Annotated in this window: 12 protein-coding genes; 9 read left to right on the top strand and 3 right to left on the bottom strand. The window is 54.2% G+C overall.

Annotated features, from left to right (window positions below; translation table 11 throughout):
- Nucleotides 1-26: 26 nt before the first annotated feature.
- A complete protein-coding gene (locus K7H09_RS01160) occupies nt 27-635 on the top strand; it encodes an FMN-dependent NADH-azoreductase (RefSeq protein ID WP_041158165.1) in 609 nt (202 codons plus the stop codon).
- Nucleotides 636-676: 41 nt separating this feature from the next.
- Nucleotides 677-976, top strand: coding sequence for an MGMT family protein (locus tag K7H09_RS01165; RefSeq protein ID WP_022522712.1), 300 nt, complete (start codon nt 677-679; stop codon nt 974-976).
- A 160-nt stretch (nt 977-1136) separates the two neighbouring features.
- Here K7H09_RS01165 and K7H09_RS01170 read toward each other — a convergent pair whose 3' ends face one another.
- Together K7H09_RS01170 and K7H09_RS01175 are read right to left on the bottom strand one after the other, a co-directional pair.
- Nucleotides 1137-2705, bottom strand: coding sequence for a bifunctional GNAT family N-acetyltransferase/carbon-nitrogen hydrolase family protein (locus K7H09_RS01170; protein ID WP_041158164.1), 1569 nt, complete (start codon nt 2703-2705; stop codon nt 1137-1139).
- 42 nt (nt 2706-2747) lie between these two features.
- Nucleotides 2748-3662 (bottom strand): DMT family transporter, encoded by a 915-nt coding sequence (locus K7H09_RS01175; RefSeq protein ID WP_009287651.1) that lies wholly within the window; start codon nt 3660-3662, stop codon nt 2748-2750.
- A gap of 180 nt (nt 3663-3842) precedes the next feature.
- On the opposite strand from K7H09_RS01175, the gene K7H09_RS01180 reads away from it, so the two are divergent.
- The 5 genes from K7H09_RS01180 (at nt 3843) to K7H09_RS01200 (ending at nt 12371) form a co-directional block, all read left to right on the top strand.
- The gene (locus tag K7H09_RS01180) at nt 3843-5864 is read left to right on the top strand and encodes an NADPH-dependent 2,4-dienoyl-CoA reductase (protein WP_039859679.1); all 2022 of its coding nucleotides are present in this window, start codon (nt 3843-3845) and stop codon (nt 5862-5864) included.
- A 306-nt stretch (nt 5865-6170) separates the two neighbouring features.
- Nucleotides 6171-7217: a threonine aldolase family protein gene (locus tag K7H09_RS01185; protein ID WP_009287653.1), complete on the top strand. Its 1047-nt coding sequence runs from the start codon at nt 6171-6173 to the stop codon at nt 7215-7217.
- Nucleotides 7218-7510: 293 nt separating this feature from the next.
- A complete protein-coding gene (locus tag K7H09_RS01190; RefSeq protein ID WP_009287654.1) occupies nt 7511-9433 on the top strand; it encodes a PrkA family serine protein kinase in 1923 nt (640 codons plus the stop codon).
- Between the two features lie 38 nt (nt 9434-9471).
- A complete protein-coding gene (locus K7H09_RS01195; RefSeq protein WP_009287655.1) occupies nt 9472-10758 on the top strand; it encodes a YeaH/YhbH family protein in 1287 nt (428 codons plus the stop codon).
- A gap of 44 nt (nt 10759-10802) precedes the next feature.
- Nucleotides 10803-12371, top strand: coding sequence for a SpoVR family protein (locus K7H09_RS01200; protein ID WP_159177036.1), 1569 nt, complete (start codon nt 10803-10805; stop codon nt 12369-12371).
- 223 nt (nt 12372-12594) lie between these two features.
- Here K7H09_RS01200 and K7H09_RS01205 read toward each other — a convergent pair whose 3' ends face one another.
- Nucleotides 12595-12909 carry a high-potential iron-sulfur protein gene (locus K7H09_RS01205; RefSeq protein ID WP_022522716.1) on the bottom strand — a complete coding sequence of 105 codons (315 nt, stop codon included), beginning with the start codon at nt 12907-12909 and terminating at the stop codon, nt 12595-12597.
- Nucleotides 12910-13257: 348 nt separating this feature from the next.
- Here K7H09_RS01205 and K7H09_RS01210 point away from each other — a divergent pair, with 348 nt between their 5' ends.
- Nucleotides 13258-13533: an Lrp/AsnC family transcriptional regulator gene (locus tag K7H09_RS01210; RefSeq protein WP_008958975.1), complete on the top strand. Its 276-nt coding sequence runs from the start codon at nt 13258-13260 to the stop codon at nt 13531-13533.
- A gap of 105 nt (nt 13534-13638) precedes the next feature.
- Entirely contained in the window at nt 13639-14484 is an 846-nt protein-coding gene (locus tag K7H09_RS01215; protein WP_039859681.1) for a DNA/RNA non-specific endonuclease, read from the top strand.
- Nucleotides 14485-14593 lie beyond the last annotated feature (109 nt).

The following is a 14593-nucleotide window of genomic DNA, read 5'->3' on the forward strand; positions in this document are numbered from 1 at the left end:
CTTCCCTGTACATTTTGGAGCTTTCAATGACGACTCGTGCCCTGGTAATTACCTCTTCTATTCTGGCTGAAAACGGCCAATCCATTGCGTTGGCTAATCGCTTTATCGAGCAGGCGAGCACCCGCAACGATGTAAACGTTACTCAGCGTGACGTGGTGAAAACCTCGCTCCCTCACCTGGATATTAGCGAACTGGGGGCTTGGCAGGTGGCGGCCGCAGAGCGTACCGCTGAGCAGCAGGCGTTAGCCGCGCGCTCGGACGAACTGCTGACTGAGCTGCGCACCAATGATGTGCTGGTCATTGCGGTACCGATGTACAACCTGGGTATTCCTTCACAGCTGAAGGCGTGGTTTGACCGTGTTCTGCGTGCAGGTGAAACGTTCCGCTATACCGAAAACGGCCCGCAAGGGTTGGTAGAAGGCAAGCGAGCGATTATTCTGGCAGCGCGGGGTGGTCAGTACGCGGGTACGGAATTTGACAGCCAAACACCACACCTGAAAGCCATGCTGGGGCTGATGGGAATTAAAGAGGTTGACGTGGTCTATGCTGAAGGGCTGAATTTGGGTGAGCAGCAGCGCGAAGCTGCAATAAAAGAAGCTTTCCAAGCGATCGATCAACTGGTTGAGGGGCTTTAAGCACATTCAGAAGCGCCCTCAAGAAATAAAAGGATAGTCACATGGCTCGGCCGGAATTACTCGAACAGATTTACACTATTGTCGATCAAATTCCGCCGGGCCGGGTGACGACCTATGGCCGCATTGCCGCCATGACCGAAGGCGCGACGCCGCGCATGGTAGGTTCGGCGATGCGTCACCTGCCGGATGGCCACCAGTTGCCTTGGCATCGCGTGATCGCATCGTCTTTGAAGCTTGCCGATCACGGCGGTGCAGAACGCCAGCATCGCAAATTGCGTGACGAGGGTGTTCTGTTTGATGCCAAAGGCCGCGTACCCGCTCACCTAGTCTGGCCTGATTAAGCTTTAAGGCACTTTTAAAACAACAGCGCCGCCCAAATTGGGCGGCGTTATCGTATTTACGAATGCCTTTGATAAATGCGACTCTGTGGCGGGTCTTGGTAATGTGCTTTACACCTCACCCCTCACATTTAACGCCTCACTTTTCCCCACATTTAACCCCTCAATCCTCCAGATTGGCACCTGATTTCCACGACCAGTCGCGCCAGCGTAGGTCAAACAGATCCTTGCGGCGGTCTTTAAGGTTGGTCACCGAACCTTCGGCACGTACTACCGTTAGGCGAGTGAGGTCCAAGTCCGAGAAGAAGATCATCTCGGTATTGGGAGTAGTTTCCGCCAGTACCGCATCGTGGGGGAACGCGAAGTCAGACGGCGAGAACACCGCTGATTGGGCGTACTGGATATCCAAGTTTTCAATCGAAGGCAGGTTGCCGACGCTGCCGCAGAGCACCACGTAGCACTCATTTTCGATCGCCCGCGCTTGACTGCAATGGCGCACGCGCAGGTAACCGTTTTTGGTGTCGGTCCAGAAGGGCACAAACAGAATGTCCATATCCTGGTCGGCCAGCAGTCGGCCCAGTTCCGGAAACTCCACGTCGTAGCAGATCAGTATGCCCACGCGGCCAGCGTCGGTATCGAACACCTGTAGCTCATCGCCGCCCTCGATCACCCAGTCGCGACGCTCTTGAGGTGTAATATGCAGCTTGGCCTGGCGCTCAACGGTGCCGTCACGGTGGAAGAGGTAGGCGATATTGTAGAGTCGGTCATCGTCACCTACTTCAATCATCGAGCCGCCGACAATATTGATATTGTAGGAGACCGCCATACGTGACAGTTCAGACTTAAAACGCTCGGTGAAGCCGGCCAAAAAGCGAATCGCGCCCATTTGATCCTGCTGGGCGGCGCGGTCTTGGAGGCCCATCAACGGCGCGTTGAACAACTCTGGGAAAACGGCAAAGTCACTTTGATAGTCGGAGAGCGCGTCTACGAAGTACTCGATCTGCTGAAGCGCGGCTTCCACCGATGAAAACTCACGCATCTGCCACTGCACCGCACCCACCCGTACTTGGGTCGGTTTGTTGTCGAGCACACTGGCAGCGGGCTCAAACAAAATGTTGTTCCACTCCAATAGGGTGGCGTAACCGCGCGACTGCTCATCTTCAGGCAGGTATTTGCGCAGTAGGCGCTTTACCTGAAAATCGTTGGCCTGCTGGAAAGACAGAATCGGGTCGTAGATCTCTTTGCGCGAGACTTTATCAATGTATTGGGCAGGCGTGAGTTCATCGGCGTGCTGGTGATACTCAGGAATACGCCCACCGGCTAAAATCGCCCGTAGGTTCATTGAGCGACATAGCTCTTTACGCGCTTCATAAAGGCGGCGGCCCAGGCGATAACCGCGGTAATCTGGGTGAATCAGCACATCCAGCCCGTACATGGCGTCGCCATTCTCGTCATTGAGGATGATCTCGCGATGGCCAATCAGGTCATCGTACTTATGCGGGTTGGAAAATTCGTCGTAATCCACCTGAACGGTGAGTGCTACGCCCACCAGAAGGCCATCGTCTTCAATCGCGATTTGGCCGTCGGGGAATTCCTGAATTAATTTGTCAATGGTGCGCTTTGGCCATGCTCCGCCGATATCGCGATAGACGGCGTCCATCAATGCCTTGAGCTGATCGTAGTCATCGCTCATTAGGTTGCGCAGATTAAGATGCAGTTCTTCCAGGGACATATCAGGGCTTCCCAGCGTTAGAAATCGACGGCCATTCTAGCATTATCGGGCGCTGCTCGGCTTATCCGAGGTTAAACCACGTGCTAACGGGCGTGTCAGCGTTTGCGCCATAATGACACCCGCCAGTATCAGCAGCCCACCGGTAAAGTGGAACCCTGCCACTTGTTCACCCAAGAAGGCCATCGCAATCAGTGCGCTAAACAGTGGCATTAGGTTGATGAAAATACTCGATTGATTGGCACCGATCTGGCGAACCGCGCGCATCCACAAAAAGGTGGTGATGATCGAGGCAGGAATGCCCGCGTAGACAATCAGGCCGATATTCTGACTATCAATAGGTGTCATTGGCCCCATCAAATAAGGCGGTAACAAGAACAGCACCGCAAAACAGACCTGGGCGTAAAGCATGACCCAGGGCGGTAAATTCATCGACCAGCGTTTGAGCATCACCCCATATAGCGCGTAGCAAGTGGCTGCTACCACCATCAGCGCATCACCAAGGGCAACCTCTAGCTGTAGCAGCGAGAGCGGATTACCACGCCCTAGCAGAACGGTAACCCCCACGAAGGCCAGCACGCCGCCCACAATGCCGCCCAGGGTCGGCGGCTCGCGAAGAATCAGCGCGCTCAGCAGTACCGTTAACAACGGCACCATGGCGGCGAGAATCCCCATGTTGGTAGCGGTCGTCGTTTCTGCCGCCACATAGGCCAGCCCTTGCCATAGGCCCATGCCGAGTAGTCCAAGCAGCGCTAGCTTAGGCCACTGGCGGCGAATTTCGTCGCGGTGGCGTAACGCTGCAGGGAGTACAAACGGGGTCATCACCGCAAGGGCAAGCAGCCAGCGTAAAAAAGCGATACTGCTTGGCGCGATGGCGCCTACGCTAAGCTGATTAATGGTCATATTGCCCGACCAGATAAGCACGGTGGCGAGTGGCGGCAAAAAATACATCAAGGGCATAGCAACGGTTCCTTATCGTTAGCCGGGTAATGTGACGCGAATTTGCACACTGGGCAAGGGGGAGAACGGCAAACCTGGCAATATTCAGATAGGTAAAGGTCTGTACGTTGCGGCGAGTATGTCATACGCTTGTTTGAATGCGTTTTAACACTGTTACTAATAATACCAAGGAGTACCGTGATGACCCGTGCGCCCGCCTATCCGCACCTTTTCCGCCCGCTGACCATTGGCCATTTGACGCTGCCCAACCGCGTTTTGATGGGCTCTATGCATACCAATTTGGAAGAGGCGCCCAATGGCTTTGAACGCTTAGCGGCATTTTATGCCGAGCGTGCGCGGGAGGGGGTTAGCCTGATCGTCACCGGCGGTATTGCCCCTAATGCGGAAGGCGCCGTATTCCAGGGCGCCCACGCGCTCGTTGATGAGGCGCAGTTGCCAGAACACCGCCAGGTGGCAGACGCGGTGCATGCTGAGGGCGGTCATCTGTGCATGCAGATTCTTCATGCCGGGCGCTACGCCTACTCGCCGGATTTGGTAGCACCTTCGGCTATCCAGGCGCCGATCAATCCCTTTATGCCTAGAGCACTTTCTAGCGATGAGGTTGAGCAACAAATTGCTGACTACGTTCGCTGCGCAAGCTTAGCCAAACAGGCGGGCTACGATGGCGTTGAGATCATGGGGTCAGAAGGTTATCTGATCAATCAGTTTATCTGTCAGCGTACCAACCAGCGTGACGATGAGTGGGGCGGGGCGTTTGAAAACCGGATGCATTTTGCCGTTGAGATCGTGCGCCGTGTTCGCGAAGCGGTGGGTGAACGATTTGTGATTATCTTCCGCCTCTCGATGATTGATTTGGTCGAAGAGGGCAGCACCTGGGAAGAGGTCGTCACGCTGGGCCAGGCGATCGAAGCCGCCGGGGCGAACGTGATCAACACCGGTATCGGTTGGCACGAAGCGCGGGTGCCCACCATTGTGACCAGCGTGCCCCGCGCTGCCTTTACCGAGGTGACCCGGCGGATCAAATCAGCACTATCGATTCCGTTGATTACCACCAACCGTATCAATATGCCTGAGGTAGCCGAGCGCGTACTGGCGGCGGGCCACGCGGATATGGTCTCCATGGCGCGGCCTTTCCTGGCAGATCCCGCCTGGATACGCAAAGCCGAAGAGGGCTTGGCTGAAGAGATCAATACCTGTATCGCCTGTAACCAGGCCTGCCTGGATCACACCTTTGCCGGAAAGCTGACCTCCTGTTTGGTCAACCCCCGTGCCTGTCATGAAACCGAACTGGTGATAGAGCCCGCGCAAACCCCTAAACGCGTCGCCGTGGTGGGCGGTGGGCCCGCGGGTCTGGCAACGGCCGTGACAGCCGCTAGCCGCGGACACAGCGTGGTGCTGTTCGAACAGCGCAGTGAGCTAGGCGGGCAGTTTAACTACGCGCGTAAGATCCCCGGCAAAGAGGAGTTTAATGAAACCCTGCGCTACTACCGGGTGATGCTGGAGAAATATGCGGTAGAAGTACGTCTAAACACTACGGCAAGCGCAGAAACCCTCGCCGCTTTCGATGAGGTGGTCATGGCCACCGGCGTTAAGCCCCGGGAACTCAATCTTCCAGGTCACGACCACGGCAAGGTGTTGAGCTACGCCGAAGCGATTGAATCTCCCGAGCGTGTTGGGCGTAAAGTAGCGGTGATTGGCGCGGGAGGTATTGGTTTTGATGTGTCCGAACTGCTGGCCCACCAAGGCCACCCAGCCTTGGACATTGCCGACTGGTGCGACGAGTGGGGCGTTGATTTGGCAGTCGGCGAGCGGGGCGGTTTAAAAGCGCCGACGGCTCCAGTGGTTCCCCGCGAAATTGTCATGCTCCAGCGTAAAACTTCCAAGCCTGGCAAGTATCTGGGGAAAACCACCGGTTGGGTTCACCGCGCATCGCTTAAGCAGCGGGGAGTGAAAACTCTCACCGGCTGCGAATACCTCAAAATCGACGACGAGGGGCTGCATATTCGCCGCGATGGCGTTGACCAAGTACTTGCCGTGGATAGCATTGTGGTGTGCGCCGGGCAGGAGTCAGTGCGCGATCTACTGGCGCCGTTGGAACGCGCACGGGCGGTGGTACATATAATCGGCGGCGCGGATGAAGCTAGCGAACTGGATGCCAAGCGGGCAATTGAGCAGGGCACTCGATTGGCCGCTAGCCTATAGGCTGGATAGAGTAAATTTCATAAATCCCCATTCACCATGTTCGAGGGTAGGTTGAAGCGAGGGTCTTTCGCCATGGATGGCGAAAGTAGCGTCCATGGACGGATTCACAGCGCCCTCGCGGAAACCTGCCCTCGGCCACCGACGTGTCCCGAGATAGTTCTGTGTAGGTGAGTTGAGCGGGTGACGTTAGCCCATAAATGGCGATAGACTAAATGACTAATCTAGTTATTAAGAATAGCTAGATATTAAAGGCGCGAGTGGCACCCAGCTCGCGCCGTTCGATCGCCAGATAAAAGGACTGTCGTCATGACCTCGGAGTGTAGCCCGCGTTTTTTAGCCAGTGATAACACCTCCGGTATCTGCCCGGAGGCGATGGAATATCTACTAGAAGCCAATCGTTGCGATGACTTGGCCTACGGTAATGATCTCTGGACAGCCCGTGCCGCGGATCGCTTTCGCGAGATGTTTGACTACGACTGCGATGTCTTCTTCGTTTTCAACGGCACCGCCGCTAACTCCCTGGCACTCTCTGCAATGGGACGCAGCTACCACAGCGTTATTTGCCACGAGCTGGCGCATATCGAAACCGACGAGTGCGGCGGTCCAGAGTTCTTCTCTAACGGAGCGAAGCTGCTGACCTCTCCGGGTGCCAATGGCAAGCTAACGCCGGAAGGCATTGAGGCGCTGGTCACCAAGCGCAGCGATATTCACTACCCAAAACCTAAAGTGGTATCGCTCACGCAAGCCACCGAAGTGGGCACGCTCTACTCCCGGGAAGAGCTCATGGCGATTCGTGCCATTGCCGATAAACATGACTTGCGCTTGCACATGGACGGCGCCCGCTTTGCCAACGCTTGCGCCAGTCTAAATGCCACTCCCGCAGAAATTACCTGGCAGGTGGGAGTGGATGCGCTGTGTTTTTCGGGTACCAAAAACGGCTTAGCGTTTGGCGAAGCGATTCTGTTCTTTAACCGTGAATTAGCCGAAGATTTTTCCTACCGCTGCAAGCAGGCAGGGCAGTTGGCTTCCAAGATGCGCTTTGTCTCAGCGCCGTGGTTAGGGCTACTAGAAAGTGGTGCCTGGTTAACCAACGCACAGCACGCCAACGAGATGGCGCGCTACCTATCGGAAGGGCTGCAAGCGCTACCCGGCGTATCGCTCATGTTCCCTACCCAAGCCAATAGCGTGTTCGTTGAGTTGCCGCCCCACGCTATTGAAGCGTTGAAAGCTAAAGGCTGGACCTTCTATACCTTTATTGGCGCAGGTGGCGCGCGTTTTGTATGTGCGTGGAACACCACCGTTGAATTGCTGGATGGTCTATTGGCCGATATTCGCGCGGTACTTGAGCGTTAAAGCCGTCAGTTACTCTCTTTTTTGCCGCTGTTGGGCGCTTTTGACCTAGTGATGTCGCTGCCTAAAGCAGCGACATCACTGCTTTAGCGCTTTGCGTTTATTTGAGATGCTTGGACTAACGCAACTATTCGTCTGAATAATTCTCTTATCTATATCGCTGCTGCGTTGAAGGTTTTAGTCATCACTTTTTGCTAATGCTGACTACGCTAAAAAAGCGACACCTCGTTTGGCACGCCGTTGCGTAACATTTGGCTTGACGGTGACTGCCTGGGGATGGGCCACAGGAGAGTTTCATGAGCATCTTTGATCACGTTCAAGACCGTTTTTCCCGCGTTCAGCAAGAGGACATGAGCCTGGAGGAGTACCTGGCGCTTTGTCGCCGTGATCCGAAGGTTTATGCCAGCGCCGCCGAGCGCATGCTGGAAGCCGTAGGCGAGCCTGAAGTGATCGACACGGCGAAAGACCCGCGTCTATCACGTATTTTTTCCAATAAAGTGATTCGTCGCTATCCAGCCTTTGCCGAGTTTCACGGTATGGAGGAGGCCATTGAGCAAATCGTCTCCTACTTCCGCCATGCGGCTCAAGGGCTTGAAGAGCGCAAACAGATTCTCTATCTGCTTGGCCCTGTGGGCGGCGGTAAGTCGTCGCTGGCAGAGCGTCTTAAGCTGCTGATGGAGCGGATTCCGTTCTATGCCATTAAAGGCTCGCCGGTCTACGAGTCGCCGCTTGGCTTGTTCTCACCCGAAGAGGACGGCGAACTGCTCGAGAAAGAGTACGGTATCCCACAGCGCTATTTGCGCAGCGTAATGTCGCCCTGGGCGGCAAAACGGCTGAATGAGTACGGCGGCGATATTTCCCAGTTCCGGGTAGTGCGTTTGTACCCATCACGGCTTAACCAGATCGCTATTTCCAAAACCGAGCCAGGGGATGAGAACAACCAGGATATCTCGTCGCTGGTGGGTAAAGTCGATATTCGCCAATTGGAGCTTTACTCCCAGGATGATCCGGATGCCTACAGCTTCTCCGGCGGTTTATGCCGTGCTAACCAGGGGCTGATGGAGTTTGTGGAGATGTTCAAAGCGCCGATCAAGGTGCTGCATCCACTGCTTACCGCGACGCAAGAGGGTAATTACAACCCCACCGAAGGCATGGGGGCGATTCCCTTTGATGGCGTGATCCTGGCCCACTCCAACGAGTCGGAATGGCAGGCGTTTCGCAATAACCGCAATAACGAAGCGTTCCTTGACCGGGTTTATATCGTCAAGGTGCCTTATTGTTTGCGGGTTACCGAAGAGATCAAGATCTATCAAAAACTGCTCGAAGACTCTTCGCTTAACGCCGCGCCCTGCGCACCGGACACGCTGCGCATGTTGGCCCAGTTCTCGGTACTGTCACGGCTAAAAGCGCCGGAAAACTCCAATATTTACTCGAAAATGCGCGTTTACGACGGTGAAAATCTGAAAGACACCGACCCTCGCGCCAAGTCGATTCAGGAGTACCGCGACGCCGCAGGCGTTGACGAGGGTATGCAGGGGCTTTCCACCCGCTTTGCGTTCAAGATTCTTTCTAAGGTATTTAACTTCGACAGCACCGAGGTGGCCGCTAACCCAGTCCATTTACTTTATGTGCTTGAGCAGGCGTTGGAGCGTGAGCAGCTGCCATCGGAAGTGTTTGAGCGCTACTTGGGCTTTATCAAAGAATATATGGCGCCTCGTTACGTGGACTTTATTGGTAAGGAGATCCAGACCGCTTACCTCGAATCCTACAGCGAGTATGGCCAGAATATCTTTGACCGTTATGTGACCTACGCAGATTTCTGGATTCAGGATCAAGAGTATCGTGATCATGAGACCGGTGAGTTGCTAGACCGCCAGGCGCTCAACGAAGAGCTGGAGAAAATCGAAAAACCCGCGGGTATCTCGAATCCCAAAGACTTCCGCCACGAGGTGGTCAATTTTGTGCTGCGGGCGCGGGCGCAAAACAACGGTATGAACCCGAGCTGGCAGTCCTATGAAAAGCTCAAGGGCGTTATCGAGCACAAAATGTTCGCCAATACCGAAGAGCTGTTGCCGGTGATTTCGTTCAATGCCAAGGCTTCTCGCTCGGATCAGAAAAAGCACGAAGACTTTGTGGCGCGGATGGTCGATCGTGGCTACACCGAAAAACAGGTGCGGTTGCTATCCGAGTGGTATCTGCGCGTGCGCAAGTCCCAGTAATGGATGGTGTGCTTAAGATGAGCGTTTAAGGAGGTCGTATGACCTACTTTATTGATCGAAGGCCGAACGCGAAACATAAAAGCGCGGTGAACCGGCAGCGCTTTTTGGAGCGCTACCGTAAGCATATCAAGCGCTCGGTTGAAGAGGCCGTTAACCGCCGCTCGATTACGGATATGGAGCGTGGTGAGAACGTTTCGATACCGGCAAAGGATATCTCCGAGCCGGTCTTCCAGCATGGTCCGGGTGGGGCGCGTAATATCGTTTCACCCGGTAATAAAGAGTTTGTCGCCGGTGATAAAATCCGCCGCCCCAGTGGGCAGGGGGGCGGTGGTGGCGCAGGCGAGGGCGGCCCCTCTAATCAGGGTGAAGGCGTCGATGAGTTCGCTTTTACGCTGAGCCGCGAAGAGTTTTTGGAGTTTGTTTTTGACGGTTTAGAACTGCCCCATTTGCAGCGCAAACCGTTGAAATCGCTTGAAGAGGTCAAAATGGTGCGGGCGGGGCTCTCCCGGGACGGTGTGCCGTCGCGGATTAGCATTACCCGCTCTATGCGCGAAGCCTATGCTCGGCGCATTGCTATGCGCGCACCGATTAAACGGGCGTTAAGAGAGGCGATTGATGCCCTGGAGGCCGAAGAACGCAAGGACACGGTGCTGCGTAATCCCACCCGCATTGCCGAGCTGAAAGCCGAAATTGAGCGCCTGGAGAAGCGCATCGCGGGCGTACCGTTTATTGACACCTACGACCTGCGCTACCACCAACTAAGCGCACAGCCTCAGCCTTCCAATCAAGCGGTGATGTTTTGCGTCATGGATGTCTCCGGCTCGATGACCCAAAACCACAAAGACATCGCCAAGCGGTTTTTCCTGCTGCTCTATCTGTTCTTGGAGAAGCACTACGAGAAGGTCGAGTTGGTTTTTGTGCGCCACCATACGGCTGCTCGGGAAGTCAGTGAAGAGGAGTTTTTCTACTCGCGGGAAACCGGCGGTACGATTGTTTCCAGTGCGCTGAACCTGGTGAATAAAATCATCGAAAAGCGCTATCCCGTTGGCCAATGGAATCTGTATGTGGCCCAGGCGTCCGATGGTGATAACTGGGATGATGACTCGAATATTTGCCGCGACTTACTGGTCAAACAGTTGATGCCGCAGCTGCAATACTACGCCTACGTTGAGATCACGCCCCATGACCATCAGTCACTGTGGCATGAGTACGAAAGTGTGGTGAAAGAGTTCCCCGAGCGCTTTGCCATGCGCCAAATTGTGGAGGCGGGCGATATTTATCCGGTCTTTCGTGAACTGTTTAAGCGCCGCTTAAGCCAGTCCTAGTGACCTTGTATACAGGTTAGTGACCGCGTGTAGAGGAGGGGGCTATGAGTGCGACCCGCAAGCGTAAGCCGATTGCCACCGGCTCCGATTGGAACTTCAGTGTACTGGAGCGTTTTGATGCGGAGCTGGCCAGGCTCGCTGATGAGTATCGGCTAGATACCTATCCTAATCAGATAGAAGTCATCACTACCGAGCAGATGATGGATGCCTATGCGAGTGTAGGCATGCCGGTGGGCTATCACCACTGGTCGTTCGGCAAGCAGTTTCTAGCCGTCGAGCAGGCGTACAAGCGTGGCCAGATGGGTTTAGCCTATGAACTGGTGATCAATTCCGACCCCTGCATCGCTTATTTAATGGAGGAGAATACGCTGATGATGCAGGTGTTGGTGATGGCTCACGCCTGCTACGGCCACAACTCCTTTTTTAAAGGTAACTACCTGTTTCGCACCTGGACCGATGCCTCTTCAATTGTTGATTACCTGGTGTTTGCGCGTAAATATATCGCCAAGTGTGAAGAACGCCACGGCGTGCAGGCCGTTGAGCAGTTACTGGATGCTTGCCATGCGCTACAAAACTATGGGGTCGACCGTTACAAGCGGCCCTCGCCGATCTCTGCCGAGGAAGAAGCGAAGCGCCAGGAGGAGCGTGAAAGCTACCTGCAAACCCAGGTGAATATGCTCTGGCGTACCATTCCGGAGGCACCTATCAGCGATTCACCGCTGTCAACGGGGTGCCTGCATGCTGACGATGACCCATTGGGCTTGCACAGCGGCGGCCACTATCCTCCAGAACCTCAAGAGAACCTGCTCTACTTTATTGAAAAAAATGCGCCGCTGCTGGTGCCCTGGCAGCGTGAGATCGTGCGGATTGTGCGCAAGTTGGCACAGTATTTTTATCCTCAGCGGCAGACCCAGGTAATGAATGAGGGCTGGGCGTGCTTTTGGCACTACACGCTGATGAACCGGCTCTACGATGATGGCAATGTCGATGAGGGATTAATGCTGGAGTTTCTACAGTCTCATGCGGCGGTCATTAACCAGCCAGCGTTTGATCATCCTCACTTCAGTGGGATTAACCCCTATGCCCTTGGCTTTGCAATCTTTATGGATATTAAGCGGATCTGCGAAGCACCCACCGATGAGGATCGCGAGTGGTTCCCTGATATTGCAGGCACTCCGTGGCGGGAAACGCTGGAGTTTGCGATGCGCAACTTCAAGGATGAGTCGTTTATTCAGCAGTTTTTATCGCCGAAGGTGATGCGTGACCATAAGCTGTTTTTGGTGGTGGATGACGATCAGGTGGAGACCCTTGAAGTCGCAGCAATTCATAACGAACAGGGCTACCGCCAGGTTCGGGAAGCGCTTGCCACTCAGTACGCGCTCTCTGTTCGCGAACCCAATATTCAAGTGGTTGAAGCGGCTATTCGTGGGGATCGCTCGCTAACACTCCATCACGTGCAGGATAGTCGCCGCCCATTAGGCCGCAGTGTTTATCCGGTGATTCGCCATCTACAGCAGCTATGGGGCTTCCCTGTTCATCTTGTCTCTTTGGAAGAGGGACGGGTAACGCGGCGTTTTCATTGGCCGGTAGAGGATGAAAGCCCGGCTTCTTAGGGTTTGTACGAAAAGTCGGCGAGCGAAGACTAGACAAGGCAAAAATCAACGAGAAAGCAGAGTTTACGGGGTGTAAATGAGCATTTCGAGGCGATTTTTAACGCAGTATTGTTGAGCGCAGGCAGTTTTCGTACAAAGCCTAGCTGCTAGTGTGTCTTAAACAAAACTACCCCGCTCAAATGGCGGGGTAGAGGTGCTTATACGACTATCAAGTTTTAAATGCTTAAGCCTGAGCAGTCCAGGATTGGCACCAGCCAGCGGGTGCTACGCTATTCTCTGGAAATAGCTGGCAACCCTCAGTGTCTGCATTAAAGAACATGCAGTTATCGCAGCGTTCGCCCTCTTCATAAGCGGGATGATCGCTGGCCTCACTGGCGTCTTCTACATAGTTAAGCGCTTGGGCGTTGCTTGCGGAAGGATCAAGACGCGGCAGCTCTTGGGCGAAAGCAGTTTTAGAAAGAATGCCAGCTCCCAGTGGAAGGGCTGCAAGACCCAACATGCTGTTGCGCATAAAGTCACGACGGCTCTTATTAGCCATGATTTCTCCTTATCGTCACGGTCTGACGTTTGGTCACGTTGTTGGGTGGTTATCCACCTCTTTGTGCTCCGCGTAGTCTTATAAGCCGGAGCTCTCTGCTACATCTTTCAATCAGTTGTATTTTCGACCTACTATTTTTTTCAACCTACTACAATTTAGGCCAGCCGTTTTCAACCCTATTCTTAAACTACATGCTAGCGGATGTATAAGGGTTGTGCGAATAGTGCTGCTGGAATAGCGACAATTGGTCACGCTGTCGCCGGGTGCTGCGCTCGCTTCCTCGTCGCTGCTATACTCTGCCCAGCTTTGACACTACTTTTATGACCATTTTCTCTTAAGGGGCGCGCCATGCAAAACGCAGTCATTTTAATCAATACCGATAAAGGCCAGGTCAAGGCCGTGGCCGAGCGCTTGGCCGATGTAGAGGGCATTAGCGAGGTGTACTCCACCTGCGGCCGCTACGACTTAGTGGCCATTGCTCGCACCCGTGATTTTGAAAGCTTGGCTGAATTGGTGACTGAGCGCCTGAACGCCGTAGAAGGTATCAGCGATACAGAAACCCTGAATGCCATGCAGGTTCACTCCCGCCACGATCTTGAAACCATGTTCTCTTTGGGTTGGTAGCCCTTTATTATTTGGTTACACGCAAAGCGTTCACGAACGCAGTGAAAATGAAAAAGCGCTAATGTAAGCATTTAACAAGGGGAAAGTCTGTTGGGAACATCGCTTTTGAGCTGGCGTCGACAGGGGCGACGCCTGGGCATTGCTGTGCTTTTTGTGGTAGTTGGCACAGGGCTGTGGGAGTTTCAGGAGCGCCAGCATAAAGATGCTTACACCTGGATGGGGGTGCCAACGTGGGAGGAGTTTCGCCCCACTACGATGCACCGAGTGCTGCGCAATGATGGCTACTTGGTAGGCTGGTCCGATGTGCGGGTCAATCCGCTATGGGTAAGTTATCAGGTTGAAGCAGTAGACGACTCGAGCATCGGCCCAAGGCCAAATTTTCAAGCCGATTGGCGCACGCTATGGCCGATAGGCACCGACAGCTACGCCGGTAGCGGTTACGACCGAGGCCATTTAGCACCAAACTACGCCATTGCAGCGGTGCATGGGCGCAGCGCTCAGGTCGATACCTTCCTAATGAGCAATATGTCTCCGCAACGGCCCAATCTGAACCGACAGCTCTGGCAGCGGTTAGAAGAAACGGTGATGGATCACTTTGCGCCACGCTTTGAAAGGTTGCAGGTGATTACCGGCCCCATTTACCCAGAACACTTTATGGATAACGTGTTCAACCGGGTGGGGCTGGTCGAAGTGCCTTCGGCTTTTTACAAGATCATAGTGGCGCCCCACAGCGAGGCACCATTGGCGTTGGCGTTCATCATGCCACAAGACGTTCGGGGCAATGAGCCACTGGATGACTATTTGGTGACCATCGATGAGATTGAGGCACGCACAGGGCTTAACTTCTTCCCCGACCTGACACCACAGCTTGAGGCTGTACTGGAAGGTGAGCTGCGTATACAAGGGTGGGCGCTGGAAGATGTAGCAAAGCGGCCGGGGCGGTATCAATAGTTGTCGAATGCCTTTTGTATCCAAGCCATATCGTTCCGCTTTTCTATTTCTCACCCTAAATTAATGACATCTAATTTAGGCTTAATTAAAATTAATTTTTATTGAATTT

Source organism: Halomonas sp. IOP_14 (assembly GCF_021021315.1).
In the GTDB taxonomy this organism is placed as follows: Bacteria; Pseudomonadota; Gammaproteobacteria; order Pseudomonadales; family Halomonadaceae; genus Vreelandella; species Vreelandella titanicae.

Bases quoted from the DNA above. Each gene is read 5' to 3' on its own strand.
- K7H09_RS01170 (WP_041158164.1), bottom strand. From the start codon at position 2,705: ATGTCCCTGGAAGAACTGCATCTTAATCTGCGCAACCTAATGAGCGAT.
- K7H09_RS01180 (WP_039859679.1), top strand. From the start codon at position 3,843: ATGACCCGTGCGCCCGCCTATCCGCACCTTTTCCGCCCGCTGACCATT.
- K7H09_RS01185 (WP_009287653.1), top strand. From the start codon at position 6,171: ATGACCTCGGAGTGTAGCCCGCGTTTTTTAGCCAGTGATAACACCTCC.
- K7H09_RS01175 (WP_009287651.1), bottom strand. From the start codon at position 3,662: ATGCCCTTGATGTATTTTTTGCCGCCACTCGCCACCGTGCTTATCTGG.
- K7H09_RS01165 (WP_022522712.1), top strand. From the start codon at position 677: ATGGCTCGGCCGGAATTACTCGAACAGATTTACACTATTGTCGATCAA.
- K7H09_RS01190 (WP_009287654.1), top strand. From the start codon at position 7,511: ATGAGCATCTTTGATCACGTTCAAGACCGTTTTTCCCGCGTTCAGCAA.
- K7H09_RS01160 (WP_041158165.1), top strand. From the start codon at position 27: ATGACGACTCGTGCCCTGGTAATTACCTCTTCTATTCTGGCTGAAAAC.
- K7H09_RS01200 (WP_159177036.1), top strand. From the start codon at position 10,803: ATGAGTGCGACCCGCAAGCGTAAGCCGATTGCCACCGGCTCCGATTGG.
- K7H09_RS01195 (WP_009287655.1), top strand. From the start codon at position 9,472: ATGACCTACTTTATTGATCGAAGGCCGAACGCGAAACATAAAAGCGCG.
- K7H09_RS01205 (WP_022522716.1), bottom strand. From the start codon at position 12,909: ATGGCTAATAAGAGCCGTCGTGACTTTATGCGCAACAGCATGTTGGGT.
- K7H09_RS01210 (WP_008958975.1), top strand. From the start codon at position 13,258: ATGCAAAACGCAGTCATTTTAATCAATACCGATAAAGGCCAGGTCAAG.